Below are 25,777 nucleotides of genomic sequence, written 5' to 3' on the forward strand. Positions count from 1 at the left end.
TTGAGGAAACAATCATGAGCGCGATCATCCGCAAGATCGTCACCGTCGTCGAAGAGACGCAGATGGAGATGGGCCGCCAGGTCTCACCGCCGACGCGGCGTGCGGCGGCGATCGCCGTGATCGAGAATCCGTTTGCTGGAAAGTATGTCGAGGATCTCTCGCCGCTGATCGCGATTGGCGAGGAGCTCGGCGAGCTGCTCTCGAAGCGCGCGGTGGCGGCGCTCGGCATCGACGGGTCCAAGGCGCAGAGCTATGGCAAGGCCGCGGCCGTCGGCGAGAATGGCGAGCTGGAGCATGCAGCCGCCATCCTTCACCCGAAAATGGGCGCGCCGGTGCGTAAAGTGCTGGGCAAAGGCGCTGCGCTGATCCCGTCGTCGAAGAAGCGCAGTGGACCCGGCACGACGCTGGACGTTCCGCTGGGCCACAAGGATGCAGCCTTCGTGCGCAGTCATTTCGATGGCATGGAAGTGCAGATCAACGACGCGCCGCGCGCCAACGAGATCATGGTCGCGGTCGCCGTCACCGACAGTGGCCGTCCTTTGCCGCGCGTCGGCGGGCTGACCGTTGCGGAGATCAAGGGCGAAGATGGACTGCGTTAATCTTTTCAGAAAGTGGAGGTTGGGATGCGAGCAAAGAACTATTTTGTCGGGGCGGCGTTCGCGCTGTTGGCAAGCGGCATGGCTCATTCGGCCCTTGCGCAGGACATCAAGATCGGCGAGATCAACAGCTACTCGCTGCTGCCGGCGTTCACTGAGCCCTATCGCAAGGGCTGGCAGCTCGCGGTCGAAGAGATCAATGCGGCCGGCGGCATCAACGGCAAGAAGCTCATCGTCGTCTCCAAGGACGATGGTGGCAAGCCGGCAGATGCGCAGACCGCGGCCAACGAGCTGGTGTCGAGCGAGGGCGTGGCGATGCTGACGGGTACGTTCCTGTCGAACATCGGTCTTGCGGTCAGCGACTTCGCCAACCAGAAGAAGGTGTTCTTTCTGGCGGCCGAGCCTCTGACGGACGCCATCACCTGGTCGAAAGGCAACAAGTACACGTTCCGACTGCGTCCTTCGAACTACATGCAGGCCGCGATGCTGGTGGAAGCGGCCAGCAAGCTGCCCGCAAAGCGCTGGGCGACGATCGCGCCGAACTATGAATACGGCCAGTCCGCGGTCGCGGTGTTCAAGAAGCTGATGTCGGAGAAGCGGCCCGACATCCAGTGGGTCGATGAGCAGTGGCCGCCGCAGGGCAAGATCGACGCCGGTCCGGTGGTGCAGGCGGTTGCCGCGGCCAATCCCGAAGCGATCCTCAACGTCACCTTCGGCGCCGATCTCGTCAAGCTCGTGCGCGAAGGCAACACCCGCGGCCTGTTCAAGGGACGCGAGGTCGTCTCCTTCCTCACCGGTGAGCCGGAATATCTCGATCCACTCAAGGAGGAGACACCCGAGGGTTGGATCGTCACCGGCTATCCCTGGTACTCGATCAAGACGCCCGAGCACGACGCGTTCCTGAAGGCCTATCAGGCCAAGTACAACGACTATCCGCGCCTCGGCTCGATCGTTGGCTACCAGACCATCAAGTCGGCGGCGGCGATCCTGGCGAAGGCCAATTCGACCGATCCGGAGAAGCTGATCACTGCGGCGGAAGGACTTTCGATGCCGTCGCCGCTGGGCGAGATCACCTTCCGCAAGATCGATCACCAGTCGACGCTCGGTGCCTATGTCGGCAAGACCGCGCTGAAGGAAGGTAAGGGCGTGATGGTGGACTCGTCTTACAAGAAGGGCGCGGACTATCTACCAAGCGATGCCGAAGTCGAGAAGCTGCGTCCGAAGGATTGATCCAAAGTGAGACCGGGGCCTCGTGGTTCGAGACGCGCGGCGCAGCCGCGCTCCTCACCATGAGGGTCCCGGACCTCATCCTGAGGAGGCGCGTAGCGCCGTCTCGAAGGATGAAGCCTAATATTGCGACTTACGCTTAACCCGGACCGCAGATGGCCTTTTACGTCGTACAGTTTCTGACCGGTCTCGCCAGCGCAGCGTCGCTTTTCCTGGTGGCGTCGGGCCTGTCGATCATCTTTGGCGTGACGCGGATCGTGAATTTTGCGCATGGCGCCTTTTACATGATCGGCGCCTATGTCGCCTTCACGCTGACGGAGCGCCTGTCAGGTGCATTCGGCTTCTGGGGCGGCATCGTGGTGGCGGCGTTCGCGGTGGCGCTGATCGGCGTCATCGTCGAGATGGTGCTGCTCCGGCGCATCTATCACGCGCCCGAGCTGTTCCAGCTGCTTGCGACCTTCGGCCTGACCTTGATGGTCGAGGACCTCGTCGTCCTGATCTGGGGCCCAGACGATCTCGTGGGGCGCCGTGCGCCCGGCTTCAAGGGGGCGATCGACTTCTTCGGCCAGAACATTCCGAGCTATGATCTGTTTCTGATCGTGCTCGGACCGGTCGTGCTCGGCATTCTCTGGCTCTTGTTCCAGCGCACGCGCTGGGGCGTTCTGGTGCGCGCAGCGACGCAGGACCGCGACATGGTCGCGGCGCTGGGCGTCAATCAGAAATGGTTGTTCACGAGCGTGTTTGCGGTCGGCGTTTTCCTCGCCGCTCTCGGCGGTGCGCTCCAGATCCCACGCGATGCCGTGCATCATGCGATGGATTTGCGCATCATCGTCGAGGTCTTCGTCGTCGTGGTGATCGGAGGCCTCGGTAGCATCATCGGCGCTTTCGTCGCGGCTGTGCTGGTCTCCGAGCTCAACGCCTTCGGCATCCTGATCTTTCCAAAAATCTCTATCATCCTGGTCTTCCTGGTGATGGCGGTGGTGCTGATCGTGCGGCCCTGGGGCTTGTTCGGCAGGCCCGAGGCGCCGGCCCGCAAGACGCCCGGTCTCACCGTCAATCCCTGGCGACCGCTGACGTCGAATGAGCGGTTGGCTGCGTTTGCAGCGCTCGTCGTCGCGGCGACACTACCGCTGTTCGCCGGCAATTATGCACTGACCGTCGGCTCGGAGATCGCGATCTCAGTGATCTTCGCCGTCAGCCTGCACTTCCTGATGTCGGTCGGCGGGCTCGCGTCCTTTGGTCACGCCGCCTATTTCGGCCTCGGCGCTTACGGCGTCGCTTTCCTCGCCAAGATGGCCGGACTGCCGATGATCGTCTGCCTGTTGCTCGGTCCGCTGCTCGGCTGCATGGGCGCTGCCGTGTTCGGCTTCTTCGCGGTGCAGCTCTCCGGCGTCTATTTTGCGATGCTGACGCTCGCCTTCGCGCAGATCGTCTGGTCGATCGCGTTCCAGTGGGTGAGCGTCACCGGCGGCGACAACGGCATCCTGGGCGTCTGGCCCTCGAGCTGGGCGGCGAGCCCATCGCATTTCTATTGGCTGTCGCTCGGTGTTGCGGCGCTCGTGACGATCGCTTTGCGGGCCATGGTGTTCTCGCCGTTCGGCTATGCGCTGAGGGCGACGCGCGACTCGCTGCTGCGCAGCGAAGCGGTCGGCATCAACACCAAGCGTATCCAGTGGACCGCCTTCGTGATCGCGGGCACGACCGCGGGCATTGGCGGCGCGCTGTTCGCCTACCTCAAGGGCAGCGTCTTTCCGGACAATCTCGGCATCTCGCTCTCGGTCGACGCCCTTGTCATGGTGCTGCTCGGCGGCGTCGAGACGGTGTCGGGCGCGGTGATCGGCGCCATCGTCTACAAGGCCTTGAACATCTGGCTGGTCAGTCAGACCGACCTGTCAAAACTCGTGCTCGGCGGTTTCATCGTTCTGATCGTCGTCGTCTTCCCCAAGGGCATCGTCGGCATGCTGGAGATGCTAGCGCAGCGCCGCAGGAAGACGTCGCCGCCGGGGTCACCCTTGCTTGCCAAGCCGATCGAGTCCGCCGAATGAGCGTCGCGCCCCCACTTCTCGCGGTCGAAGGACTGACCAAATCCTATGGCGGCGTCCATGCCGTGCGCGGCGTCTCGTTCTCGCTGCGCGCCGGTGAAATCCTGGCGCTGATCGGACCGAACGGCGCGGGCAAGAGCACCTGTTTCGACATGCTCAATGGCCAGAACAAGCCTGATACCGGCCACGTCCGCCTGCTCGGCGAGGACACAACCGGCAGGAAGCCGCGCGAGATCTGGCGGATGGGCGTGGGGCGCACTTTCCAGATCACCGCGACTTTCGCGACCATGACGGTGCGCGAGAACGTGCAGGTCGCGCTGATTTCGCACGGCAAGCAATTGTACAATCTTTGGGGCTCGGCGCCGAACTTCGACCGCGGCGAAGCCGGGCGACTGCTCGAGCTGGTCGGCATGGGCGGCTATGCGGATCGCCCCTGTGGCGAGCTTGCCTACGGCGACCTCAAGCGGCTTGAGCTCGCCGTCGCGCTCGCCAACCAGCCAAAGCTGCTGCTGATGGACGAGCCGACCGCCGGCATGGCGCCGCGCGAGCGCGTCGATTTGATGCGGCTGACCGCGCAGATCGCTCGGGAAAAATCGATCGGCGTTCTCTTCACCGAGCACGACATGGACGTGGTGTTCGAGCACGCCGACCGCATCATCGTGCTCAACCGCGGCACGCTGATCGCCGAGGGCTCGCCGGCCGAGGTCCGGGGCAATCCGCAGGTGCAGGCGGTCTACCTCGGCGAGGGCCTCCTCTACGATGCCGGGCCTCGCGAGGGAGCATCGGCATGAAGCTCACGGTGCAGGACCTCAATAGTCATTACGGCCCGGCCCATATCCTGTTCGACATCGGCTTCGAAGTCGGCGAGGGGGAAGTCGTGGCATTGCTCGGCCGCAATGGCGCCGGCAAGTCGACGACGTTTCGCTCGATCGTCGGGCTCGTCGCGCAGCGCTCAGGACGGATCATGTTCGAAGGCAAGGATGTCTCGGCGCGTCCGACACATGAGATCGTGCGGGATGGGCTTGGTTACGTGCCGGAGGAGCGGCGTATCTTCACCGATTTGACGGTGGAAGAGAATCTCGAGGTCGGCCGCCAGCCGAAGCGCCCGAACGCGCCGCACTGGACTCGCGACAAGCTGTTTTCGCTGTTCCCTAACCTCGGCGAGATGAAAAATCGCCCGGGCGGCCGCATGAGCGGCGGCGAGCAGCAGATGCTCACCATCGCGCGCACGCTGATGGGCAATCCATCGCTGGTGCTGCTGGATGAGCCCTCGGAAGGCCTGTCGCCGAAAATCGTGGAGCAGATGGTCGAGGCCATCCTGACCATGAAGAAGGAGGGCGTCAGCATCGTCGTCTCCGAGCAGAATCTGCATTTTGCGCGGCTGATCTCCGATCGCGCCTATATCATCGAGCGCGGCCGCATCTGCTTCGGCGGCACCATGGCCGAGCTCGACGCGCGTCCGGATATCCGCGACGCGCATCTGTCGTTGTGAAGGCAAAGGGCAAGGGCATCGAGCGGATGGCGAGAAGCGTCGCGGCGAAGAAAAGCGTCAAACCGGCAAAGCCGCCTTATGTGCTCGACGAGCAGGTCGGCTTCATCCTTCGCCAGGTCTGGCAGCGCCACAGCGCGATCTTCTCTCGCGAGATCGGCACCAACATTACGCCGACGCAATGGGCGGCGCTGTCGAAGCTCGCCGAGGCCGGGCCATGCTCGCAGAACCAGCTCGGGCGCCTGACGGCGATGGACGTGGCGACCATCAAGGGCGTGATCGATCGGTTGACGGCGCGCGGCCTCACCGAGACCAGCCAGGATCCGGAGGATGGACGGCGGCTTCTGGTCAGCCTGACGCGCGCGGGCCAGCAATTGGCGGAAAAGGTCGCGCCGAATGCGCTTGCGATCACACGAGAGACGCTGGCGCCGCTCGAGGCAAAGGAGCGCGAGATGCTGATGGCGCTGTTGAACAAGCTGCGGTGAGGCGCGACTAACCTCGGTGAAGGTCTTGTCGAGGTTTTTGACATGAGAGCGGCGACCCGGTTTGCTATGGCTCTGAGCATGAGTGTGATGCTGGCGGGCCAGTCTGCTCCCGCCCTGGCGGCGCAAGCCTATGAGGGGTTCTGGGCGTCAACCAAAAAGGATTGCCGCGACGAGGACAGCGCTAACCGCATGAGCATCGAGGGCGGCAACCGTCTCTATTGGTACGAGACCCGGTGCCGCGCCAGCGAGATCACTGCCGACGGGAAACTCGCCTGGAAAATGAAGCTCGCCTGCGAAGGCGAGGGTGAGAAGTATCGCTCCAGTCCCCGGGTTTCCATTGCCGCGGACGGCAAGCTGGTGATGGACAACAGCCCGGTCGGGCCGGGCAAGCGCCAGACCTATGTGCGTTGTGAGATAGCGAAACCGCGGTGATCCTGCTACGTCTTCCCCGGCCATTTTGCGCGATAGCGGATTTCGCTGCCATCGGCGAGCCGCCGCCACGTTCCGAACTCCGGCGTATGCGGAGCCGAGGCCGTCAATCCGATCGGGTAGATTCGGCTGGGCTGTCCCTGGATGTTGACGGCGAGTTGCCGGTGCGAGGTTCGGAACGCCAGTTCGACTTCGCCTGCGATGACGGGCTGATCGCCGTCACTATGGAAGCCAGCTGCGTTCAATTCGCCCGGCATGGTGTTGAGGTCCGTCTGCAATTCGATGGTGATATCTTGCGGTGATTTCGGCACTGTTGCGCCGGCCGGAAGGCGAACCTCGAAGACGAGCAGAGGAGTGGCGCCGTTTCGGTTGAGCCAGGGCGTGGCCGTCATGTACGCGACGCCCAGGTAGGTGGCGGCGGCGGCCACGCAAAGCAGGACCACGACACCAAGCGATTTCAGGCTGTTGCGCGCGAGACCGCTATTGCCTGCATCCGTGCCGGAACGCGTCACCAGCCAGCTGGCAAGCACCACGCCAGCGATCGCTCCGATGGGTGAGTAGACGAACAGTGCCAACAGGCCAGACGTGATCGGGTCCGCCCGGTTGCCCAGATCGAGCACTGAAAACAGCACAAAGGTCGCGACATAACCTCCGACCGCACCGGCTACACCGGCGGCAATCCGCGACGAATTCTTCATGTCTCCCTCGGCGTTCCAGCAATGAACTGCCTGCGTTAGACGCAGCAGGCCGACGACTTGTTCAATGCTGTCAAGGGAGCACGGGAGCGGCGAGCCGCTCCGGCTGCGTCACTTCGCCACCACCTCGGGCACCCTGCCGGCCGGCGGGGTGTTGCGGCTGCGCTGGGTGCGCACGATACCGTCAATGATGGTCATGCCGATGCCGGGGAGGTCGCCGAGTTGGACGCTGTCCAAAATGTTCTTGCCGGCCGAGTGCTGCGCCTTGTCCATGATGACGAAATCGGCCGAGCGGCCCACTTCGATCAGGCCGCAATCCAATTCGCGCATCCGCGCCGTGTTGCCGGTGGCCAGGCAAAACGCGACCTCGGCCGGGAGGTCGCCAAGCGAGGACAGCATCGACACCATGCGGAGAATGCCGAGCGGCTGCACGCCCGAGCCGGCCGGCGCATCGGTGCCGAGGATGACGCGGTGCAGATCGCCCATCTCGCGCGCAATGCGCAACGTGAACAGCGCCGAGCGCTCGTTGCCATTGTGAACGAGCTCGAGGCCGCGCTTGCAGCCCTCGCAGATGCAGCGGATCTGGTCGTCGGGAAGCGCGGTGTGACCGCCATTGATGTGGCCAACCACGTCGGTGTCTGCCTCAAGCACCACATCCTTGTCGATCAATCCGGAGCCGGGGATCGAAGGACCGCCGGTGTGGATCGTGCTCTGGATGCCATATTTGCGAGCCCAGCCGACCATTTTTCGCGCCGTGGGGCCGTCCTTGACGCCGCCCAGGCCGACTTCGCCGAGCAGCTTGACGCCGGCTGCGGCCAACTCCTTGAAGTCCTCCTCCACCATCTCGCACTCGATCACAGGCGCGCCGGCGTGAACCTTCACGCCGCCAGGCCGCAGATTCCAGAATGCACGCTGCGCGAAGATGGCCATCGCCTTCAACCCCACGACGTCGCGCGGGCGGCCGGGCATATGCACCTCGCCGGCGGAAATCATCGTGGTGACGCCGCCATGCAAATTGCTGTCGATCCAGCCGATCTGGTTCTGGCGCGGCGTCCAGTCGCCCGCAACAGGATGGACATGGCTGTCGATCAGGCCGGGCGCCACCGTGGTGCCGTTGGCCTCGACGATGGTGGTCGCGCCTTCGGTGTTGAGGTCCTTGAAGCGGCCGATCGCGGTGATCTTGCCGTTCTCGGCGACGATGGTGTCGCCGTCCAGGATCGGCTTTTCCAGCGCGCCGGACAGGATCAGGCCGATATTGCGGATCACGAGCTTCGAGGGTCCGGTGGCCTGGGGTGCGTCATGCGCCATGGAATGGGTCCTTGTCCTTAACTGCAACGCTTCCGATCTTGGGCAGCCTTGACCGCGGGATCAAGCCGGATTATTCATTAGTACACAAATGATCGTATACAAACGACGCATAGCTGCCGCCTTGAAAACCGCCACGACGCGCCACGGAAGGGTGAGATGAGCAATTTCAATCAGGAAGCCGTTTTGAGCGTCCACCACTGGACCGACACGCTGTTCTCCTTCAAGACCACCCGCAGCCCGACCTTCCGCTTCCGCAACGGCGAATTCACCATGATCGGGCTCAAGGTCGGCGAGAAGCCGCTGCTGCGGGCCTACAGCGTCGCCAGCGCCAATTACGAGGACACGCTGGAGTTCTTCTCGATCAAGGTCGCGGACGGCCCGCTCACCTCACGGCTCCAGCATCTAAAGGAAGGCGACGAGATCATCGTCAGCCGCAAGGCCACCGGCACGCTGGTGATCGACAATCTGGAGGACGGCCGCAACCTCTACCTCATCGGCACCGGTACGGGTCTTGCGCCGTTCCTGAGCGTGATCAAGGACCCCGAAACCTACGAGCGGTTCGAGAAGGTCGTGCTGCTGCACGGTTGCCGACACGTGAAGGAGCTCGCCTATGGCGAGATGATCACCGAGACGCTGCCCAAGGACGAGCTGATCGGCGAGTACATCCGCAACCAGCTGATCTACTATCCGACCGTGACGCGCGATCCCTTCCGCAATCGCGGGCGCATCACCGATCTCATCACGTCGGGCAAGCTGTTTTCCGACATCGGCCTGCCGGCACTGGAAGCGGCCCACGATCGCGTCATGATCTGCGGCAGCCCGGCGCTGGTGGCGGATACCCGCGTGCTCCTCGGCGAGCGGGGTCTTGTCGAGGGCAATCACGGCGAGCCGGCCCAATTCGTGGTCGAAAAGGCCTTCGCCGAGCGCTGAGCCCGGAACCCCCGCGCAAGAAGACCGTATTTTCGCCGCCGCGCGCCCGTTGCGGCGTCGATTCGGCACGCGATACACTGTGGGAACGAATCAGCGGAGTTCCCACATGGTTGCGGACAGCGACAGCAATATCGCCTGGCACCGGGTTCAGTTGAAGAAGAACCGCGCCGAGTTGAAGGCGCTCGAAACCGCGCGCTTCACGATGGGCGAGATCGCGTCTTCGAAGCGGAACGGCCAGACCCAGAAGGCGCTCGGGGAACTCAAGCGCAAGATCGTGCAATCCGAGCGCGTGATCGCCGATCACGACAAGCGCACGCGCCGTCCGCTCACCACCGACCTGCGAAGCCTCAGCAACGGCAGCTGGAGCAATTGGGACGCCTACACCAACCAGCAGCAGCGCAAGATCGGCCCGCGTTCGCCGGGGCGGGGGTAGACTCGACTCTCACGCCTGCACCGAAGCCGAAGCGGAGGTTCCGGGTTCCCTTGCGCGGGCGGCGTCGTGCACCATCTTGGTGAGACCCCGTCAACCGCTTCGGTGATCACATGGCACCACGCCTCGATTTCACCAGCGAGGCCTTCTTTCGCGATCTGCCCAAGGCGATCGCAACGTTGCGCATGTCCGGTCCTGTGGTCGCGGCGCGATTTCCTCTCGTCGGCGATGTTTGGATCACCACGACCCATGAGGCCACCGCGCAGGTCCTGAAGGACGGCACCGATTTCACGCTGCGCAAGGAGGATGGGGACGTCGCGGGTTTACGCTGGTGGATGCCGAACTACGTCAGAACCATCGCCAACAACATGCTGACAATGGACGAGCCTGACCACACAAGGCTGCGCAGCATTGTTGACGAGGCCTTCCGCCGCCGCGCGATCGTCGCGATGGAGCCGCGCATCCGCGCCATCGCGGACGGGCTCGCCGACGAGCTGTTCCTGGCAGGAAGCCCGGCCGATCTCGTCCAGCGCTATGCGCGCATCCTGCCGCTCGCGGTGATCTCCGAGCTGCTCGGATTGCCATTGGCCGATCGCCCCCGCTTCATCGCCTGGGCCAATACGATGTCCTCACTTACGAACGTCGCCAGCTTCTTCCGCATGCTGTTCGCGTTCCGCAAGATGCGAGCCTACCTCGAACGGCAGCTGCAGATTGCCCGCGTGCGGGGCGGCGAAGGCCTGATCGCGGAGCTGGTTCAGGTCGAGCGCGAGGGCGGCCAGATCACGCCGGACGAAATGGTGTCGATGGTGTTCCTACTGCTCGCGGCGGGCTCCGAGACCACGACGCATCTCATCAGCGGTTCTGTCTACGAGCTCCTCAGAAATCCCGGCGTCCGCGACTGGCTGGCACAGGACTGGAGCCGCGTCGGGCTTGCGGTGGAGGAATTCCTGCGCTTCGTGTCGCCGGTGCAGTTCTCCAAGCCCCGCTATGTGAGGCGGGATATCGAGCTCGCGGGCGTGCGTCTCAAGAAGGGCGATCGCGTCATGGTGATGCTCGCCGCCGCGAACATGGACCCGGCGATGCATGAGCGCCCCGAGAGCCTCGATCCCGCGCGCAAGCCGAACCGTCACATGTCCTTCGGAACGGGCATCCATTTCTGCCTCGGCCATCAACTCGCGCGCATCGAGGCAGCGTGTGCCCTGGAAGCGTTGTTTGTGCGATGGCCGCGGCTTGGCTTTGCTGTGGACGTGTCTCAGATCCACTGGCGCAAGCGACCGGGCATGCGAGCGATCGCGAACCTCCCTGTCGTGCCCGACGGCCACGCAGCACAGGCGACAGCATCAGCTGGATCGATGTTGGTTCGTTCCCAGCCAGTGGCCTGCTGAGACTTACACCTTGCGGAAAATTTCTCTGCACTCGTCGGTAGGAACGGCATGCCGTTGCTCTAGTTGTTTTTGCGACATCGAAAGCCGCGACGAGTTCCTCCGGTCGATGTCGCAGATCAACAACAGGAGACAGCATCATGACCGGCAAGATGCCACCTGTTCCCGCCGAGAATCAAAGTCCGAAGGGAACCGGCGACAGCAAGCAAGTGTCCTCGACTGCCCCGCGCGGCCAGCAGCGTGCGCAAAATCCGGACCAGCAAGGGCAGCAGGGCAACATCAAGCAGAACACCACCAACCAAGGCTATCAGCAAGATCGCTGAGGAGCGGACCCTCATGTCGACATCCACCAAGACACCGAACAGCAACCGTCAGGGCGGACCAGGCGCATCGCATGAGAATGCGAAGGCACCGCTCGAAGTGAAGAAGCCCGCGGCGGACGACCCGCAGCGCAACCACAGCCGCGTCTCCGGCGGAGGTGGCGAGCACGATTCACACCACAGGCATGACGAGGCCGGAAAAGGCGGAGGCAGGTGAGGCATGACCAACAAGCAACCCAAACTCTACGCACCGACGGAAAAGGATATGCAAAATAACCCCATGATCGGCGGATCGAAGGGCGCAACGATGGCCGGTATCTCGCCTGAGGACCTCGAGGACGCCTTGGGCGAGAACACGATCGAAGGCGACGTCGAGAACGACGTGAACGCCGCTGGCGGCATCGACAAGGACATCGCACGCAGTGGCACGCACCGAAGAGGCCGATAGCTCCGGAGGACGAGCATGCAAGGCAAGAAGACCCACGAGCAACAGGTTCGCATCCTCGAGCGCAAGCCGGATGTTCCAGACGCGCGAGAGCTTGAGCGCGCCCTCGGCCACAATCCGGAGAATACGGCCGTTCACCGGGCGCGACCTGAGGCGCGACAGAGTGAATTCCCGGTGAGCCGAGGCGGCCTCAACCAGGAAAGCGATCACAACAAGCACAATGATTCCGGCCAAAGCGGACACAAGCCGCCGAAACCGACGCCGGCACAGCAGAAGCATTGAGCTGCACGGGCGATCAAAGCAAGAGGAGAAAAAGATGCCAGGTGGTCGTGGCAGCAAGACGCATTTCAGATCGGGCATGCATGGCAAGGGCGACGGCAGCGGCGCCATGACGGACGTGCCCAAGGAGAAGATCGGCGACAACATGGTGCTGTCAAACCGCGACAAGGCGCAGCACTCGGACATTCGCGGCATGGACGGCAAGGCGATCCAGACCGAACAATATCAGGACCACTCGGCCAACCGGCTCGACGAGGAGCCGGGCACCGACGAGACCTGAGAGCGGCGTTCCTTCCCGCTGAACTCGCGGACCGGCTTTCAGCCGGTCTGCTTTTTTGTCGACCCGAGATCACGCTCCCAGCCGAACACGGAACGGCCGTCGAGATCGGGCGAGGCCGCACGCTCTCCGGCGATATAGGATTCGACGGATGGCCCATGCGCGGTGCGCTCCAGCCGCCGCGCCTGGTCGTCGAGGCGCTTGATGGCTTGCATCTCTTCCTCGCGCCCGAGCTTTGCGTTCTGAATCGCCCCCTTCAGCACGCGAATGGTTTCGTCATAGACCTTGAGTGGAACAGGGTAGGGATGCCGGTCCTTGCCGCCGTGGGCAAGCGAGAAGCGCGCGGGATCGTTGAAGCGGTAGGGCGCGCCGTGCACGACTTCGGCGACCATCGCCAGCGAACGAACGGTGCGAGCGCCAACGCCGGGAGTCAGCAGCAGCTCCGGAAAGTCGACCGGGCCGCGCTCGGCCGCAGCAGCGAGTGTGCCGTGCAGGCGGCGTGCAAACACGTCCTTCGGCCGCACGTCGTGATGCCCGGGCATGATCAGGTGCGGCAGCGTCGCCTGTGCGGGCGCGGGCGCAGTTCCGGTGAGCCGCTCGAATTCGGAAAGGATACGATCCGGGCCGAGATCGCTCAGAAGCTCGAGCTGCGCGGTGCGCGAGATCTCGGCGCGATGGTCGGTGAGGTTGACGATCTCGCCTTGCCGCGGCCCGTCGATCGCGCTGTGCGGTGCGTCGACAAAACTCTTCAGCGCCTCGGAATGCCAGTGATAGCGGCGGGCCTGCCGCTTGTCGCCGTTCATGCCTTGCTGCACCACGGTCCATTTGGCGTCGGCGGTGACGAAGAAGCCGTGCAGGTAAAGGTCAAAGCCGTCCTGGACCGCGGCGCTGTCAACCTTCGCCACGAGGCGACTCGCACGCGTGAGCTTTGCGCCGTCGAAGCCGATTCGGTCGCCGAGCTGCATCAGCTCGTCCGGGGTCTTGCGCGAGTGCTGGCCACGCCCGCCGCAGACGTAGATTCCGAGCTCGTCCTGGAGCGGTCCCAGCCCGCGCTTCAGCGCGCCAATCACCGACGTCGTGATGCCGGAGGAGTGCCAATCCATCCCCATGACGGCGCCGAACGACTGGAACCAGAACGGGTGCGAGAGCCGCTGGAGGAATGCATCGCGTCCGTAGTGATGCACGATCGCCTGTGTGACGATCGCGCCGAGCGACGACATGCGGGTCGCCAGCCAGGGTGGAACCCGGCCGGTGTGAAGGGGAAGATCGGCGCTGCCGGTCCGTCGAGTCATGATTGACCACAAATAGCGCAGTTCGGCGATGATTGCACCAGAGGGATGCTGCATTGCACCGAGCGGGGGAGCGAACGACGCTGCAACGCGTTGAACGCAAGCGCGGATGCAATGCGGGGACATTAATGGATTGGCAGACCCTTTTGGCCGACATCGACAGGATGTTCGGGTGGATCCCGTCGTGGTTCGTCGGCCTCACTCTAGTCTTGGGCGCGATCCTGATCGCCCTGTCGATCTATCGCCTTTCGGTTTGGCTGTTCAACCGCGCCTTCGGAACCCGCCTCCCGCTCGTGAGCGTGTTCATCGCCCGCACCGCGGGCCCAACTCAGCTGGCCCTCAGTCTTGCCGCCGTAGCGTTGGTGCTGCCGCTCGCGCCGCTGGACGACGCCTTCCGCACGCCGCTGACGCGCCTGTTCGTCGTCGCCTTCATTGCGCTGATCGGCTGGATCTCGATCCGGATCGTGGATATGAGCGCGGCACGGTATCTCCAGAACTTTCGCGACGTCACCGAGAATTTTGTCGCGCGCAAGCACGTCACCCAGGTCCGCGTCTTCAAGCGCGTCACCGATATCATCATCGTCATCATCACGGTGTCGACCGCGCTGATGACATTCGACTCGGTCAGGCAATACGGCGTCAGCCTGTTCGCCTCCGCCGGTGCCGCCGGTATCATCGTTGGTCTTGCCGCCCGGCCGCTGCTGAGCAATTTGATCGCGGGCATGCAGATCGCAATCACCCAGCCGATCCGCATCGAGGATGCCGTCATCATCGAGAACGAGTGGGGCTGGGTCGAGGACATCGCCGCGACCTATGTGGTGATCCGGCTGTGGGACTGGCGCCGCATGGTGGTGCCGCTGTCTTATTTCATCGAAAAGCCATTCCAGAACTGGACCCGCGACACTGCGTCCCTGATCGGCGTGATTGCGTTTCATGTCGATTATCGTGCCGACGTGCCGCGGATCCGGCGCTGGCTGGAAGAAGCAGTGAAGGAGTCCAAGCTCTGGGACGGCGAGGTGGTCAATCTCCAGGTCGTTGACGCGGATGCTCGCACCATCGAGCTCCGCGCCCTCGTCAGCGCCAGGAACGCGCCGCAGTCCTGGGACCTGCGCTGCGAGATGAGGGAGAAGCTCATCGCCTTCATCCGGGACGAGATGCCGGAAGCGCTGCCGCGCGAGCGCGCGATCCTGATCCCGTCGGGAGGAGGCGACGATGACGCCGATTTCGTGCGGCGTCCCGCGCCGCCGGAGAAGATGCGGGCGAGCGCACGCAATTGACCTACTTGCGCGTCGGCCTTCGTGGCGCCGCACAAGCCTGCCTGGCGCTGGATCGTGTCCAGCGCGCTGGTCCTCATGCGAAGCACCTCACTGCGCGCGGATGTCGGCGGCCTTCAGCACCGGCTCCCATTTGGTCGCCTCGGCATGCATGTAGGCGCCGAAATCCCTCGACGATGAGCCGACCGGGGCCGCGCCGATCTTGCCGAGCGTCGACAGTACGTTTGGGTCCTGCAGCGCCGCCTTCAGATCGCTTTCGAGCTTCGTGACGATCTCCGGCGGCATTTTTGCGGGACCAAGAACGCCCCACCAGACGGAGACGTCGTAACCCGGCACGCCCGACTCGGCGACGGTCGGAACATTGGGCAGCGCCTTGGAGCGTTCGGCCGAGGTCACCGCGAGCGCGCGCACCGCGCCGCCTTCGATCTGGCTGATGGCTTCCGCAAGTGGATTGATGCTGAGCGGAATGTCGCCGGCGATCACGGCGGTCAGCGCGGGGGCGCCGCCCTTGTAGGGGATCGCGACGATCTTGGTGCCGGACATGTATTTCAACAGCTCACCCGCGAGGTGCGCCGAGGTGCCGTTGCCGGACATGCCGTAGGAGAGCTTATCCGGCTCCTTTTTCGCCGCGATGAGGAGATCACTGAGCGTCTTATAGGGGCTGTCCTTGGCCACGACGATCGCGAGCGGGGAGGAGGCGACTTCGCTGATCGCGGTGAAATCCTTGAACGTGTCGTAGGGCACCCTCGGATAGATGAACTGGTTGAGTGGATGGCCGCTCGCGACGAGGATCAGCGTGTAGCCGTCGGGCGCGGCCTGCGTCAGCGCTTGGGACGCGACGATTCCGCCGGCGCCGGGACGATTGTCGATCACCGGCTGCTGGCCCCAAGTCCCGGCCAGCGCCTGAGCCAAGGTGCGCGCGAGCACGTCGACGGCGCCGCCGGCCGCATAAGGCACCAGGATGTGGACCGGCTTGCTCGGATATTTGTCGGCCTGTGCGGCGGTCCCCGCGAGCAGCAGACCGGCGCCCACCATCAGACCGCTGATGGTCTTGTTGAAACCCAGCATTTCCCAGCACTCCTTTGCACCCAGCGGCGGTCTCTCGGCCTTTCCGGGTGTCATCCATGGTTTTTGTTGACGAGACCTGATCTTTTGTACGATAGTACAAATCACATGATCCGCAACCCCGCCAGCAAGGAAACGGCCCGCAAGCCGAACATGCGCGAGGCGATCCTCGCCGCGGCCGAGGAGCTGTTCGCCACCAACGGCTTCAACGCCGTGTCGGTGCGCGATATCGCACAGGCCGCCGGCGCCAATCCCGGCAGCGTCACCTATCATTTCAAGACCAAGGACGGCCTGCTGCTGGAGATCTACCGGCGCCATTGCGGGCCAATGAATTTGCGCCGTTCCGAGCTGCTCGCGGCCGCCAAGCGCGTGCGCGATCTCCAGGATCGGCTCGAAGCGGTGGTGCGGGCCTATGTCGTGCCGGCCTTCACCTCGGGCAGTGATCTTGCCGGGGGCGGGGCGCGGTTCACGCGGCTGCGCGCGGTGATGTCCGCGGAGGGCAATGAAGTCGCGCGAAAGATCATCGCACAGACTTTTGACGACACCAGCCACGCCTTCATCGATGCTGTTCACGAAAGCCTGCCGCACGTTCCGCGCACCGATATCGTCTGGCGCAGCCACTTCCTGCTTGGCGCACTCTATTATTCGCTGGTGACGCCGGATCGCGTCTCGCGCCTGTCGCGCGGCGAGGCCGACGGCAGCGATGCCGCAAGTGCCATCGAGCAATTGGTGCAAGCCACCGTGGCCGCGTTCCAGGCGCCGGCGCTGGATCAGGCGCCAGCACGGCGACGGCCGGTCGTCAGCAGCAAGACTTGAAGACACGATCTGGTTCGGCGGTTTATCTGATGGCAATGATGTACACGCCGACCATTCCGCCGCCCGATCCGGACACGCGCACGCCGAAGTTCAGACTGCCGAACCTGTCTTGCGATGCGCATTGCCACATCTTCGGGCCCGGCGCGAAATACCCTTACGCGCCGGAGCGTTCCTACACGCCGCCGGATGCGCCGCTCGAGGATTTCCGCGCGCTGCATGCCAAGCTCGGCGTTGGACGTGCCGTCATCGTCAATGCGAGTGTGCATGGCACCGACAACACGGTGGCGCTTGACGCCATCGCGCAGAGCAACGGGGCCTATCGCGCGGTTGCCAATATCGACGACACCATCACCGAGCGCGAGCTTCGCGTGCTGCATGAGGGCGGCTTCCGCGGCTGCCGCTTCAATTTCGTCCGCCATCTCGGCGGGGTCCCGGACAAGCAGGTGTTCGACCGCATCGTCGCGCTGGTCGCACCGCTCGGCTGGCATATTGATCTGCATTTCGATGCGATCGACCTGCCTGAACATGCCGACACGCTGATAAGGCTGCCGCTGAGCTACACCATCGACCATATGGGACGGGTGAAGGCGTCCGAAGGGCTCGACCAGCTGCCGTTCAAGATCCTGGTCGAGCTGATGCAGCGCGACGAGAAATGCTGGGTCAAGATCTGCGGCTCGGAGCGGGTGTCATCGGCCGGTCCGCCGTTCACCGACGCCGTGCCGTTCGCGCGAAAAATTGTCGAGACGGCGCCCGACCGCGTCATCTGGGGCACCGATTGGCCGCATCCCAATGTCAAGGCGATGCCGAACGACGGCGATCTCGTCGACCTAATCCCGCTGTTCGCGCCGGAGCCGGAGTATCAACAGAAGATCCTCGTCGATAATCCAGCGCGGCTGTTCGAGTTCGGCCAATGACGGCGCTAGCGATCGACAAGCCGCGCGGCCGCGCCTGGTGGAAGGAGCTCTGGATCCAGGTGCTCATCGCCATGGCGGCCGGAATCGCGCTTGGGATCGTCAATCCCGAGGGGGGCGCCAGGATGCAGCCGCTTGGCGACGCCTTCATCAAGGCGATCCGGATGCTGATCGCGCCGATCATCTTCTGCACGGTCGTCAATGGCATCGCGCATATGGCCGATATGGCCCGTGTCGGGCGCGTCGCCGTCAAGGCGATCGTCTATTTCGAGATCATGACCACGATCGCGCTGATCATCGGTCTCATTGCGGTGAACTTGCTCAAGCCCGGCGTCGGCATGAACATCGATCCCGCCAGCATCAATGCCAGCGCGATCGAGCCCTATGTCAAGCAGTCGGGCGTGATCGGCTTTGTGCCGTTCCTGATAAACATTGTGCCCGCGACGTTCGTCGGCGCCTTTGCCGAGGGCAACATCCTCCAGGTGCTCTTCATCGCCGTACTGTGCGGATTTGCGCTGGTGCAGCTCGGCGAGCGCGCCGCGCCGCTGGTCCATCTCATCGACATCGCCGCCAAGATGGTATTCACCATCGTCGGATTCGTGATGTGGGCTGCGCCGATCGGCGCCTTCGGCGCCATCGCCTTCACGGTCGGCAAGTTCGGCGTCGGCTCGCTGGCCTCGCTGGGCAAGCTCCTCGGCGGCTTTTATCTCACCTGCGTGATCTTCATCATCGTGGCGCTCGGCCCGGTCGCGCGTCTGTGTGGCTTCTCGCTGCTCAAGCTGATCCGCTACATCTGGGAAGAGCTCTTGATCTGCATCGCCACGACATCGTCCGAGACGGTGCTGCCGCGGATGCTAACCAAGCTGGAGCAGGCCGGCTGCGAGCGCAGCGTCGTTGGGCTGGTGATCCCGACCGGCTATTCCTTCAATCTCGACGGCACCTGCCTCTACCTTGCCGCCGCCTCGGTGTTCCTGGCACAGGCGACCAACACGCCGTTTGGGCTCGCCGAGCAGATCGAGCTGCTTCTGATCCTGCTCGTGACCTCCAAGGGCGCGGCGGGAATCGCGGGCGCCGCCTTCGTCGTGCTGGCGGCAACGTTGTCCGCCACCGGCAGCATTCCGGTGACGAGCGTGGCGCTCGTGCTCGGCATCCACCGCCTGATGTCGCAGGGGCTGACGCCAACTAATCTGATCGGGAACGCGGTCGCGACGATCGCGATTGCCAAATGGGAAGGCGCACTCGATGCCGACCGCCTGAGGCGCGTGCTCGACGGCGAGGAATCCGCTGTCGCGACTCGATGAACCGATGACGTTGACGAACGATAGAGGGGAGTTTGTCCCATGAAAACAGGTCTCGTGATCACGGCCCATCCGGGCGATTTCGTCTGGCGCGCCGGCGGCGCCATCGCGCTGCATGCGAAGAAGGGCTACCGCATGAAGATCGTCTGCTTGTCTTTCGGCGAGCGCGGCGAGAGCCAGTTCGCCTGGAAGGAGAAGGGTGCGACGCTGGAATCGGTCAAGGCCGGCCGCAAGGACGAGGCGGAGCGGGCGGCCAAGCTGCTCGGCGCCGAGATCGAGTTCTTCGATTGCGGCGACTATCCGCTGAAGCTCGCCGAGGCCCATTTCGACCGCATGGTCGACATCTACCGCGAGCTCAATCCGCGCTTCGTGCTGACGCACGCGCTGGAGGATCCCTATAATTTCGACCATCCGAACGCGGCGCATTTCGCGCAGGAAACCCGCGTGGTCGCGCAGGCGATGGGCCACAAGCCCGGCGCGCAGTACAAATATTCGGCCCCGCCGGTGTTTTTGTTCGAGCCGCACCAGCCGGAGCAATGCAACTACAAGCCGGACCTGCTCCTCAAGATCGACGAGGTCTGGAAGGAGAAGTACGAGGCGTTCCAGATCCTCGCCGCGCAGAAGCACCTGTGGGGATATTACGAGCGCGTCGCGCTCAACCGCGGCATCCAGGGCAGCCGCAACACCGGCGTGTCCATGACCTATGGCGAGGCCTATCAGCGGCTGTTTCCGACGGTTGCGGAGGAGCTGGCATGAAGCCGGTCGTCGTTCGCAACATCAAGCGTGCCGATCCCGCTGGGATGGCGGAGTACGGCGTCTCGACCGTGCACGAGGCCTATGATCGGCTCGGACTGATGAAGCCGTATCTGCGGCCGGTCTGGGCCGGCGCGGCGATCGCCGGCCCCGCCGTCACCGTGCTGGCGCAGCCCGGCGACAACTGGATGATTCATGTCGCGGTCGAGCAGTGCACGAAGGGCGACATCCTCGTCGTGGGCTGCACCACCGACAACACCGACGGCATGTTCGGCGAGCTGCTCGCAACCTCGCTGCAGGCGCGCGGCGTGCAGGGATTGATCATCGATGCCGGCTGCCGCGACATCAGGGCACTGCACGAGATGAACTTTCCGGTGTGGTCGCGCGCGGTCTCGGCCAAGGGCACGGTGAAGGCGACGCTCGGCTCGGTCAATGTCCCCGTGGTCTGCGCCGGCGTCAACGTCGATCCCGGCGACATCATCGTGGCCGATGACGACGGCGTCGTGGCGGTGCCGAAGCGCTACGCGGCCGAGGTCGCCGAGAAGGCGAGGAAGCGCAACGCGGACGAAGGCGGCAAACGCAAGCGGCTGGCTTCGGGCGAGCTGGGCCTCGACATGTACAGCATGCGCGAGGCCTTGGCGAAGGCCGGGCTCGTCTATGTCGACAATCCCGAGGACGTCTAAAACAATCAGCGGAGTGGGCCGATGGATCGTCTCAAGCTGAAGGCCGTGCTCGGCAGTCACCCCCATGTCCAGGCGGTGAAGAGCGGCGAGCTCCGCTCCAACCGCTTCGACCTCGACTTCATCGAATACACGCCGACCAACACTGCGTTCAAACCGATGGTGCGCGAGCAAGCGTTCGACGTCTGCGAGATGGCGATCGTCACCTATCTGATGGCAAAGGCGCAAGGCAAGCCCTTGGTGCTGCTGCCTGCCACAATGCTCGGCCGCTTCCAGCATTCCTACGCGCTCTATAGTCCTGCGCAGGGAACCCTCGGGCCGTCCGATCTCGAAGGCAAGCGCGTCGGCATCCGTTCGTTCACGACTACGACCGGCGCCTGGATCAGGGGCATCCTCGCCAACGACTACGGCGTCAACCTCGACAAGATCCGCTGGGTCACGTTCGAAGACCCGCATGTCGCCGAATATGTCGACACCACCGAGCGCGCGCCGAAGCACAAGAAGATACTTCAGATGCTGCTCGACGGCGAGCTCGACGTCGTCCTTGGTGAGGCCTCGAACGATCCCAAGCTGAGGCCGCTGTTCCCCGATCCGGCCGCGGAAGCCGCCATATGGTACGCGCGCCGCGGCGTCGTGCCGGTCAACCATCTCGTGGTCGTGACCGAGCAGCTAGCGAAATCGCGTCCTGACGTAGTTTCGGGCATTTATGATCTCCTCAAGCAAAATAAGGCGCAGGCGGGGCCTGCGGCAACGCCGGACCTGGTTCCGTTCGGAATCGAAGCGAACAGAAGGTCGCTGGAGTTGATCGTCGACTACGCGTTCCAGCAGGCGCTGATCCCGCGCCGCTATGCGGTTGAGGACCTGTTCGACGCAACAACGCGAGGACTGAACTGATGGCGGGCGATCCCAAGCGATGGCAGGTCGGGCTGGTCGGTTATGGCGAGGTCGGCAGGATTCTGGCCGAGGATTTGCGCCAGCAGGACATCAAGGTCACAGCCTTTGACATCAAGCTCGCGGGCGAGCAGGGTGGTTCGCTGCACGAGCATGCTGAAAAAGTCGGTGTGGGGCTCGCAGCCTCGCACGCCGAGCTGACCGCCAAGTCCGATTTCATCATCTCCGCGGTCACCGCGAGCCAGGCCGTGCCGGTGGCAAAGGCCTGCGCGGCCGCGATCAATCAGGGCACCTGGTTCCTGGATTTCAATTCGGCGTCTCCCGCCGCCAAGCAGCGCGCTGCCGCGCTGATTGATGGCGCCGCCGGACGTTATGTCGAGGGCGCGGTTATGACGTCGGTGCCGCCTTATCGCATCAAGGTGCCGCTGCTGCTCGGCGGTCCCGGGGCCAGGGAGCTGGAGCCGCTTTTGAACGCGATGGGTTTTGCGGCCAAGGTTGCGAGCGACAAGCTCGGTGTTTCATCGGCGGTGAAGATGTGTCGCAGCATCATGATCAAGGGGCTGGAGGCCATGGTCATCGAAAGCTTCACCACCGCGCGCGCCCATGGCGTCGAGGATGCGGTGCTGGCTTCACTGGCGGAAACCTTTCCCACGATCGATTGGGAGAAGCAGGGTGCTTATTGCTTCCAGCGTGTGATCGAGCATGGCCGCCGCCGCGCCGAGGAAGTACGCGAGGTCGCCGAGACCGTGCGTGAAGCGGGGCTGACGCCGTGGTCCGCGCAGGGCACCGCCGAGCGGCAGGCCTGGGTGGCGGACCTCGCCGACGAGGGCCTGTTCGGAACGAAGGGTACCAAGGAGTTCGCTCGCAACGCTGACTGGCGCATCGAGGCGGACCGAATCCTGGCGAAGATCAATCGCGAGAAATAGGGCGGCTCTTGCTCAGGATTTTACGGTGCAACAGCCCGTGAACTCGTCGCGGACGTGTTCGATCAACGCCATCAGGTCTTCGGACTTGCGGGCCAGCCGATCGTTCGCGACTTGGGTCCGGAATTCCGCGCGGATCACCCGAATGCACTTGTCGGCGGTGTCGAGCGTCAGGAGCATGCGCGTCAAGTCATCTTGGGTCCGGATGCTCGCCAGATCGAGGTTTGACAGGACATGCCCGATGCCGTCGAGCCGTTTTATAGCGGCATCGCCGGGCGTTCTCGCTCGAATGGCGCGATGGTCGATGCTGCTGAATGCGCTGAACATGTCGATGCTTCCCCGTTGAATGCAGACTTCAGTGCAGGTTCTGCTTTGAACGGCACCGCGGGACTGGCAATACGCTCAGCTATCGGCAATCAGCGCGGATCGACTATCCGGTATTCTACCGGATTCGGAATATGAGAGCGATCGACGGTAACATCTAACGGAAATAACGCGGCAATTCGCCCCGCTTCAATGCAGATATGCGTCCAGAGCGGCTCAGGAGCCGGGGCGGAACACAGTGGGCCGTTGCCGCGCAAAAGTCTGCCGGCCGCTCTTGAAGCCCATTACGACATCCGGCAGCTCGGCGACGGCGAAGCGGCTGTCTTGCGTATCGAGCACGATGAGATCGGCGGGGTTTCCGACCTTGATGCCGTAATCCCCAAGGTTCATCAGCCGCGCCGGCAGCTCGGTCACGAGATCAAGGCAGGTATCGAAGTCGTTCACCGAGGCATGCGCGACGTTGGCGTAGAAATTCGCCATTCGCAGCAGTGAGGCATCGCCGAACGGCGTGAAGGGATTGAGCACGTTGTTGGTCGCGATCGAGCACAGCACGCCGTCGGCGGCGAGCTTGTGGGCGAGCGTCAGCCCGCGTGGCGCGTTGTGGGTCGCTTCGCGCCCCATCAGGTACAGATCGGTTGCCGGCAGCACGGTGACGGCAACGCCAGCCTTGGCCAGCTGCGCGGTGGCGGCCCTCAGCCGCTCCGGTGGCAGTACGGAGAGTTTCGTGGCGTGGCCGATTGCCACGCGCCCCCCATAGTTGCGCCGCTCGGTCTGCCGGCAGACCTCGTCGAGGTGCCACCAGGAGGGATCGAGATCGAAATCGAGATGGAGATCGACGTCCAGGTCGAACGCCTCGGCGAGGTCGAAGATGCGTGCGAGATGGGCGTTCGGGTCGGTGTCCGTGTAGGGGCAGCCGCCGATCACCTCCCCACCATCGCGCAGCGCCTGGATCAGAAGCTCCTCGCTGCCGGGATCGTTGGTGAGGCCTTCCTGCGGAAAGACACAGAGCGACAGGTCGATCGCCCAGGCATAGTCACGCTTCAGCGCCTTCACCGCCTCGAAGCCGCGCAATCCGATGCGGGGATCGATCTCGACGTGGGTTCGCATGCGCGTGGTGCCGTGGACGATAGCACGTTCGAGTACCCGGGCGCCGCGCGCGTAGACGTCCTCGACCGAGAAACCCTTCTTCATCTCGGAGACGGCGCGGATCGCTTCGGAGACGCTGCCGTGATCATGCCCGCAGCGGCCGAGCAGGCAGGCCTTGTCGAGATGGATGTGGCTGTCGACGAAGCCGGGCAGGGCGAGGCGTCCGCCGACATCGACTTCGGCGGCCTCGCAAGCGAGCGTCGGTTCGATGGCGGTGATCCGGCCGCGCGTGACGCCGATGTCCATCGGGTCGGCGGCACCACGCAGCAAGGCGTTGCGAAAGATAAGGTCAAAGGCGGATTGGGCGGTCATGGCTCTTGCGGAAGGAATTTAGTGCATTCGGCCGCGTTTGGCGGCTCCAGATTGTCGGCAGTGTAGCGACGGAAATGTTCAAAATATATGCACGTATTCCCCGAGAGCGGCGTTAGTATTCCGCAAGCCCTGGAGAATGAGCCATGTCCGCTGCCGCAAAAGCCGAAGCCGGTCCGTCGTCCGACGCCGAGATCGTGGAAGCCTATCTCACGGCGTCGATGATCCCCGATCCGGACGCCGCGGCTGCCTATATGGCGCCGGGCACGGTGATCACCTTTACCGGTGGGCGCGAGTTCGATCATCCGCGCGGCCCGACCGCTTTCAACGCCAAGCGCTACCGCTGGGTCAAGAAGAAGATGGACCGTTTCGACGTCTGCCCCGGCGACGGCGAGACCGTGGTCTATAGCGTCGGCACGCTCTACGGCGAATGGATGGATGGGTCCGCGTTCGAGGGCAACCGCTATGTCGACCGCTTCGTGGTGCGGAATGGCCAGATCACCAAGATGGACGTCTGGAACGACAGCGCCGAGCGGATCCTGGTCCAGCGCGGCATCGACGCGTAACAGCCATCCTGGCGCTTGAGCGCCCCGACTCCAGGGGGACAAAAGGCCGGTCCACCATATCGCAAGCCGCGATACCTGATAGATGCAAGCTCGTGTGGCGGCTGCCGCGCGCCTGCGCTATCAACGGTGCGATTGCTGCGCCCGGCATGGGGGCGCAAGCCTCCTCGAGGAGTTCCCGATGCGTTTACCCACCGTTGTCCTGGCCCTCACATGCCTTGCAACTGCCGCCTCCGCCGAAGACCTGTCGGGTACGCTTCAGAAGGTCAAAGAGACCAAGAAGATCACGCTGGGCTACCAGGAGGCCTCGGTCCCGTTCAGCTATCTCGACGGCAACCAGAAGCCGGTCGGCTTTGCCATGGATATCTGCCTCAGGATCGTGGATGCCGTGAAGAAGCAGCTCGGTATGCCCGACATCGCCGTCGACACCCTCGCCGTGACGTCGTCGAACCGGATTCCGCTAATGGTCAACGGGACGCTCGACCTGCATTGCTCGGCGACCACCAACAATGCCGATCGCCAGAAGCAGGTCGCCTTCACCAACACGCACTTCCTCAGCGCAACGCGATTTGCGGCCAAGAAAGCCGCAAAGATCAACACCATCGACGATCTCAAGGGCAGAGCGGTGACGGCGGTGGCCGGCTCGGTCAACCTGACACAGCTCGCCAAGGTCAACACCGAGCGCAATCTGGGCATCAATGTGATGCCGGCCAAGGACCAGGCCGAAGCCTTCCTGCTGCTGGAAACCGATCGCGCCCAGGCCTACGCGCTCGACGACGTGCAGCTCGCGGTGGCGATCGCGCGCTCGAAGGAACCACAGCTCTTCATGATCAGTGAGGAGACGTTCTCGAAGCCCGAGCCTTACGGGATCATGTTGCGGCGAGAGGACGCTCCATTCAAGGCGCTCGCCGATCGCGCGACTGCGGAGCTGTACGCCAGCCAGGAGATCGAGGTCCTCTACAAGAAGTGGCTGGAATCGCCGACTCCGCCGAACGGCCTCAACTACAACGTCCCGATGTCGGGCGCCTTGCGCAACGCCTTCAAGAAGCCGAGCTCCAGCTTCGATCCCGATGTGTACGTGGTGAATTGAGTGAGGGCGCCACGGCGCTGGTTGTAATCGGGCTGCGTGTCAGCGTGCCCTCGCCCCTTGCGGGAGAGGGCAGCTCCGCTGGTTGATGCAGACTCACTGGGGTGAGGGGTT

General features: G+C 63.8%; 31 protein-coding genes. 25 read left to right on the top strand and 6 right to left on the bottom strand.

The window, feature by feature from the left end; all coding sequences use genetic code 11:
* Positions 1-14: 14 nt before the first annotated feature.
* The 7 genes from AC0L23_RS06480 (at position 15) to AC0L23_RS06510 (ending at position 6,271) form a co-directional block, all read left to right on the top strand.
* The gene (locus tag AC0L23_RS06480) at positions 15-599 is read left to right on the top strand and encodes an amino acid synthesis family protein (RefSeq protein WP_085352760.1); all 585 of its coding nucleotides are present in this window, start codon (positions 15-17) and stop codon (positions 597-599) included.
* A gap of 24 nt (positions 600-623) precedes the next feature.
* A complete protein-coding gene (locus tag AC0L23_RS06485; protein WP_085352761.1) occupies positions 624-1,826 on the top strand; it encodes an ABC transporter substrate-binding protein in 1,203 nt (400 codons plus the stop codon).
* Positions 1,827-1,978: 152 nt separating this feature from the next.
* The gene (locus AC0L23_RS06490) at positions 1,979-3,868 is read left to right on the top strand and encodes an ABC transporter permease (protein WP_085352762.1); all 1,890 of its coding nucleotides are present in this window, start codon (positions 1,979-1,981) and stop codon (positions 3,866-3,868) included.
* Positions 3,865-4,656, top strand: coding sequence for an ABC transporter ATP-binding protein (locus AC0L23_RS06495; protein WP_085352763.1), 792 nt, complete (start codon positions 3,865-3,867; stop codon positions 4,654-4,656). Before AC0L23_RS06490 ends, AC0L23_RS06495 begins: the two co-directional genes overlap by 4 nt.
* Positions 4,653-5,357, top strand: coding sequence for an ABC transporter ATP-binding protein (locus tag AC0L23_RS06500; protein WP_007592446.1), 705 nt, complete (start codon positions 4,653-4,655; stop codon positions 5,355-5,357). Before AC0L23_RS06495 ends, AC0L23_RS06500 begins: the two co-directional genes overlap by 4 nt.
* 26 nt (positions 5,358-5,383) lie before the next feature.
* Positions 5,384-5,839 (top strand): MarR family winged helix-turn-helix transcriptional regulator, encoded by a 456-nt coding sequence (locus AC0L23_RS06505; RefSeq protein WP_007592445.1) that lies wholly within the window; start codon positions 5,384-5,386, stop codon positions 5,837-5,839.
* Positions 5,840-5,881: 42 nt separating this feature from the next.
* Positions 5,882-6,271, top strand: coding sequence for a hypothetical protein (locus tag AC0L23_RS06510; RefSeq protein ID WP_018459313.1), 390 nt, complete (start codon positions 5,882-5,884; stop codon positions 6,269-6,271).
* Positions 6,272-6,276: 5 nt separating this feature from the next.
* Here AC0L23_RS06510 and AC0L23_RS06515 read toward each other — a convergent pair whose 3' ends face one another.
* Positions 6,277-6,966, bottom strand: a complete 690-nt coding sequence (locus tag AC0L23_RS06515; RefSeq protein WP_085352764.1) for a hypothetical protein — start codon at positions 6,964-6,966, stop codon at positions 6,277-6,279.
* 108 nt (positions 6,967-7,074) lie between these two features.
* Positions 7,075-8,271 carry an amidohydrolase family protein gene (locus tag AC0L23_RS06520; protein ID WP_018459312.1) on the bottom strand — a complete coding sequence of 399 codons (1,197 nt, stop codon included), beginning with the start codon at positions 8,269-8,271 and terminating at the stop codon, positions 7,075-7,077.
* A 156-nt stretch (positions 8,272-8,427) separates the two neighbouring features.
* Here AC0L23_RS06520 and AC0L23_RS06525 point away from each other — a divergent pair, with 156 nt between their 5' ends.
* The 8 genes from AC0L23_RS06525 to AC0L23_RS06560 all read left to right on the top strand — a co-directional run bounded on the left by AC0L23_RS06525 (position 8,428) and on the right by AC0L23_RS06560 (position 12,337).
* Positions 8,428-9,201 carry a ferredoxin--NADP reductase gene (locus AC0L23_RS06525; RefSeq protein WP_018459311.1) on the top strand — a complete coding sequence of 258 codons (774 nt, stop codon included), beginning with the start codon at positions 8,428-8,430 and terminating at the stop codon, positions 9,199-9,201.
* 106 nt (positions 9,202-9,307) lie between these two features.
* A complete protein-coding gene (locus tag AC0L23_RS06530; protein ID WP_018459310.1) occupies positions 9,308-9,634 on the top strand; it encodes a hypothetical protein in 327 nt (108 codons plus the stop codon).
* Positions 9,635-9,744: 110 nt separating this feature from the next.
* Positions 9,745-11,016: a cytochrome P450 gene (locus tag AC0L23_RS06535; protein ID WP_018459309.1), complete on the top strand. Its 1,272-nt coding sequence runs from the start codon at positions 9,745-9,747 to the stop codon at positions 11,014-11,016.
* 137 nt (positions 11,017-11,153) lie between these two features.
* Positions 11,154-11,336, top strand: a complete 183-nt coding sequence (locus AC0L23_RS06540; RefSeq protein WP_018459308.1) for a hypothetical protein — start codon at positions 11,154-11,156, stop codon at positions 11,334-11,336.
* A 13-nt stretch (positions 11,337-11,349) separates the two neighbouring features.
* Complete coding sequence (locus AC0L23_RS06545; protein ID WP_018459307.1) at positions 11,350-11,550, top strand: hypothetical protein; 201 nt, start codon at positions 11,350-11,352, stop codon at positions 11,548-11,550.
* Positions 11,551-11,553: 3 nt separating this feature from the next.
* Positions 11,554-11,781, top strand: a complete 228-nt coding sequence (locus AC0L23_RS06550; RefSeq protein WP_018459306.1) for a hypothetical protein — start codon at positions 11,554-11,556, stop codon at positions 11,779-11,781.
* A gap of 15 nt (positions 11,782-11,796) precedes the next feature.
* Positions 11,797-12,060 carry a hypothetical protein gene (locus AC0L23_RS06555; protein ID WP_018459305.1) on the top strand — a complete coding sequence of 88 codons (264 nt, stop codon included), beginning with the start codon at positions 11,797-11,799 and terminating at the stop codon, positions 12,058-12,060.
* A 34-nt stretch (positions 12,061-12,094) separates the two neighbouring features.
* Entirely contained in the window at positions 12,095-12,337 is a 243-nt protein-coding gene (locus AC0L23_RS06560) for a hypothetical protein (protein WP_026233777.1), read from the top strand.
* Between the two features lie 38 nt (positions 12,338-12,375).
* On the opposite strand, the gene AC0L23_RS06565 is transcribed toward AC0L23_RS06560, so the two are convergent.
* Positions 12,376-13,626: a DUF763 domain-containing protein gene (locus AC0L23_RS06565; RefSeq protein WP_026233776.1), complete on the bottom strand. Its 1,251-nt coding sequence runs from the start codon at positions 13,624-13,626 to the stop codon at positions 12,376-12,378.
* A 125-nt stretch (positions 13,627-13,751) separates the two neighbouring features.
* Between AC0L23_RS06565 and AC0L23_RS06570 the strand changes: the two genes are divergently transcribed.
* Positions 13,752-14,900 (top strand): mechanosensitive ion channel family protein, encoded by a 1,149-nt coding sequence (locus AC0L23_RS06570; RefSeq protein ID WP_018459302.1) that lies wholly within the window; start codon positions 13,752-13,754, stop codon positions 14,898-14,900.
* A gap of 87 nt (positions 14,901-14,987) precedes the next feature.
* Here the strand turns inward: AC0L23_RS06570 and AC0L23_RS06575 are convergent, their stop codons facing one another.
* Positions 14,988-15,965, bottom strand: coding sequence for a tripartite tricarboxylate transporter substrate binding protein (locus tag AC0L23_RS06575; protein ID WP_085353040.1), 978 nt, complete (start codon positions 15,963-15,965; stop codon positions 14,988-14,990).
* A gap of 105 nt (positions 15,966-16,070) precedes the next feature.
* On the opposite strand from AC0L23_RS06575, the gene AC0L23_RS06580 reads away from it, so the two are divergent.
* Genes AC0L23_RS06580 through AC0L23_RS06610 form a run of 7 tightly spaced genes read left to right on the top strand, consistent with a single transcriptional unit; the run spans position 16,071 to position 22,237 of the window.
* Positions 16,071-16,778, top strand: coding sequence for a TetR/AcrR family transcriptional regulator (locus AC0L23_RS06580; RefSeq protein WP_085385611.1), 708 nt, complete (start codon positions 16,071-16,073; stop codon positions 16,776-16,778).
* A 29-nt stretch (positions 16,779-16,807) separates the two neighbouring features.
* Positions 16,808-17,692, top strand: coding sequence for an amidohydrolase family protein (locus AC0L23_RS06585; protein ID WP_018459299.1), 885 nt, complete (start codon positions 16,808-16,810; stop codon positions 17,690-17,692).
* Positions 17,689-18,990, top strand: a complete 1,302-nt coding sequence (dctA, locus tag AC0L23_RS06590; protein WP_018459298.1) for a C4-dicarboxylate transporter DctA — start codon at positions 17,689-17,691, stop codon at positions 18,988-18,990. The genes AC0L23_RS06585 and dctA overlap by 4 nt, the downstream gene beginning before the upstream one ends.
* 39 nt (positions 18,991-19,029) lie before the next feature.
* Positions 19,030-19,743 (top strand): PIG-L deacetylase family protein, encoded by a 714-nt coding sequence (locus AC0L23_RS06595; protein WP_018459297.1) that lies wholly within the window; start codon positions 19,030-19,032, stop codon positions 19,741-19,743.
* Positions 19,740-20,423, top strand: a complete 684-nt coding sequence (locus tag AC0L23_RS06600) for a 4-carboxy-4-hydroxy-2-oxoadipate aldolase/oxaloacetate decarboxylase (RefSeq protein ID WP_085352765.1) — start codon at positions 19,740-19,742, stop codon at positions 20,421-20,423. The genes AC0L23_RS06595 and AC0L23_RS06600 overlap by 4 nt, the downstream gene beginning before the upstream one ends.
* 21 nt (positions 20,424-20,444) lie before the next feature.
* Positions 20,445-21,314 carry an ABC transporter substrate-binding protein gene (locus AC0L23_RS06605; protein ID WP_018459295.1) on the top strand — a complete coding sequence of 290 codons (870 nt, stop codon included), beginning with the start codon at positions 20,445-20,447 and terminating at the stop codon, positions 21,312-21,314.
* The gene (locus AC0L23_RS06610) at positions 21,314-22,237 is read left to right on the top strand and encodes an NAD(P)-dependent oxidoreductase (RefSeq protein ID WP_085352766.1); all 924 of its coding nucleotides are present in this window, start codon (positions 21,314-21,316) and stop codon (positions 22,235-22,237) included. Before AC0L23_RS06605 ends, AC0L23_RS06610 begins: the two co-directional genes overlap by 1 nt.
* Before the next feature lie 12 nt (positions 22,238-22,249).
* Here the strand turns inward: AC0L23_RS06610 and AC0L23_RS06615 are convergent, their stop codons facing one another.
* Both AC0L23_RS06615 and AC0L23_RS06620 read right to left on the bottom strand, forming a co-directional pair.
* Positions 22,250-22,561 carry a hypothetical protein gene (locus AC0L23_RS06615; RefSeq protein ID WP_085352767.1) on the bottom strand — a complete coding sequence of 104 codons (312 nt, stop codon included), beginning with the start codon at positions 22,559-22,561 and terminating at the stop codon, positions 22,250-22,252.
* Between the two features lie 213 nt (positions 22,562-22,774).
* The gene (locus AC0L23_RS06620) at positions 22,775-24,016 is read right to left on the bottom strand and encodes an amidohydrolase family protein (RefSeq protein WP_085352768.1); all 1,242 of its coding nucleotides are present in this window, start codon (positions 24,014-24,016) and stop codon (positions 22,775-22,777) included.
* A gap of 143 nt (positions 24,017-24,159) precedes the next feature.
* On the opposite strand from AC0L23_RS06620, the gene AC0L23_RS06625 reads away from it, so the two are divergent.
* Both AC0L23_RS06625 and AC0L23_RS06630 read left to right on the top strand, forming a co-directional pair.
* The gene (locus AC0L23_RS06625; protein ID WP_018459291.1) at positions 24,160-24,579 is read left to right on the top strand and encodes a nuclear transport factor 2 family protein; all 420 of its coding nucleotides are present in this window, start codon (positions 24,160-24,162) and stop codon (positions 24,577-24,579) included.
* A 178-nt stretch (positions 24,580-24,757) separates the two neighbouring features.
* Positions 24,758-25,666 (top strand): amino acid ABC transporter substrate-binding protein, encoded by a 909-nt coding sequence (locus AC0L23_RS06630; RefSeq protein WP_085352769.1) that lies wholly within the window; start codon positions 24,758-24,760, stop codon positions 25,664-25,666.
* Positions 25,667-25,777: the final 111 nt, after the last annotated feature.

The sequence above is a fragment of the Bradyrhizobium sp. MI1.4 genome (genome assembly GCF_055811315.1).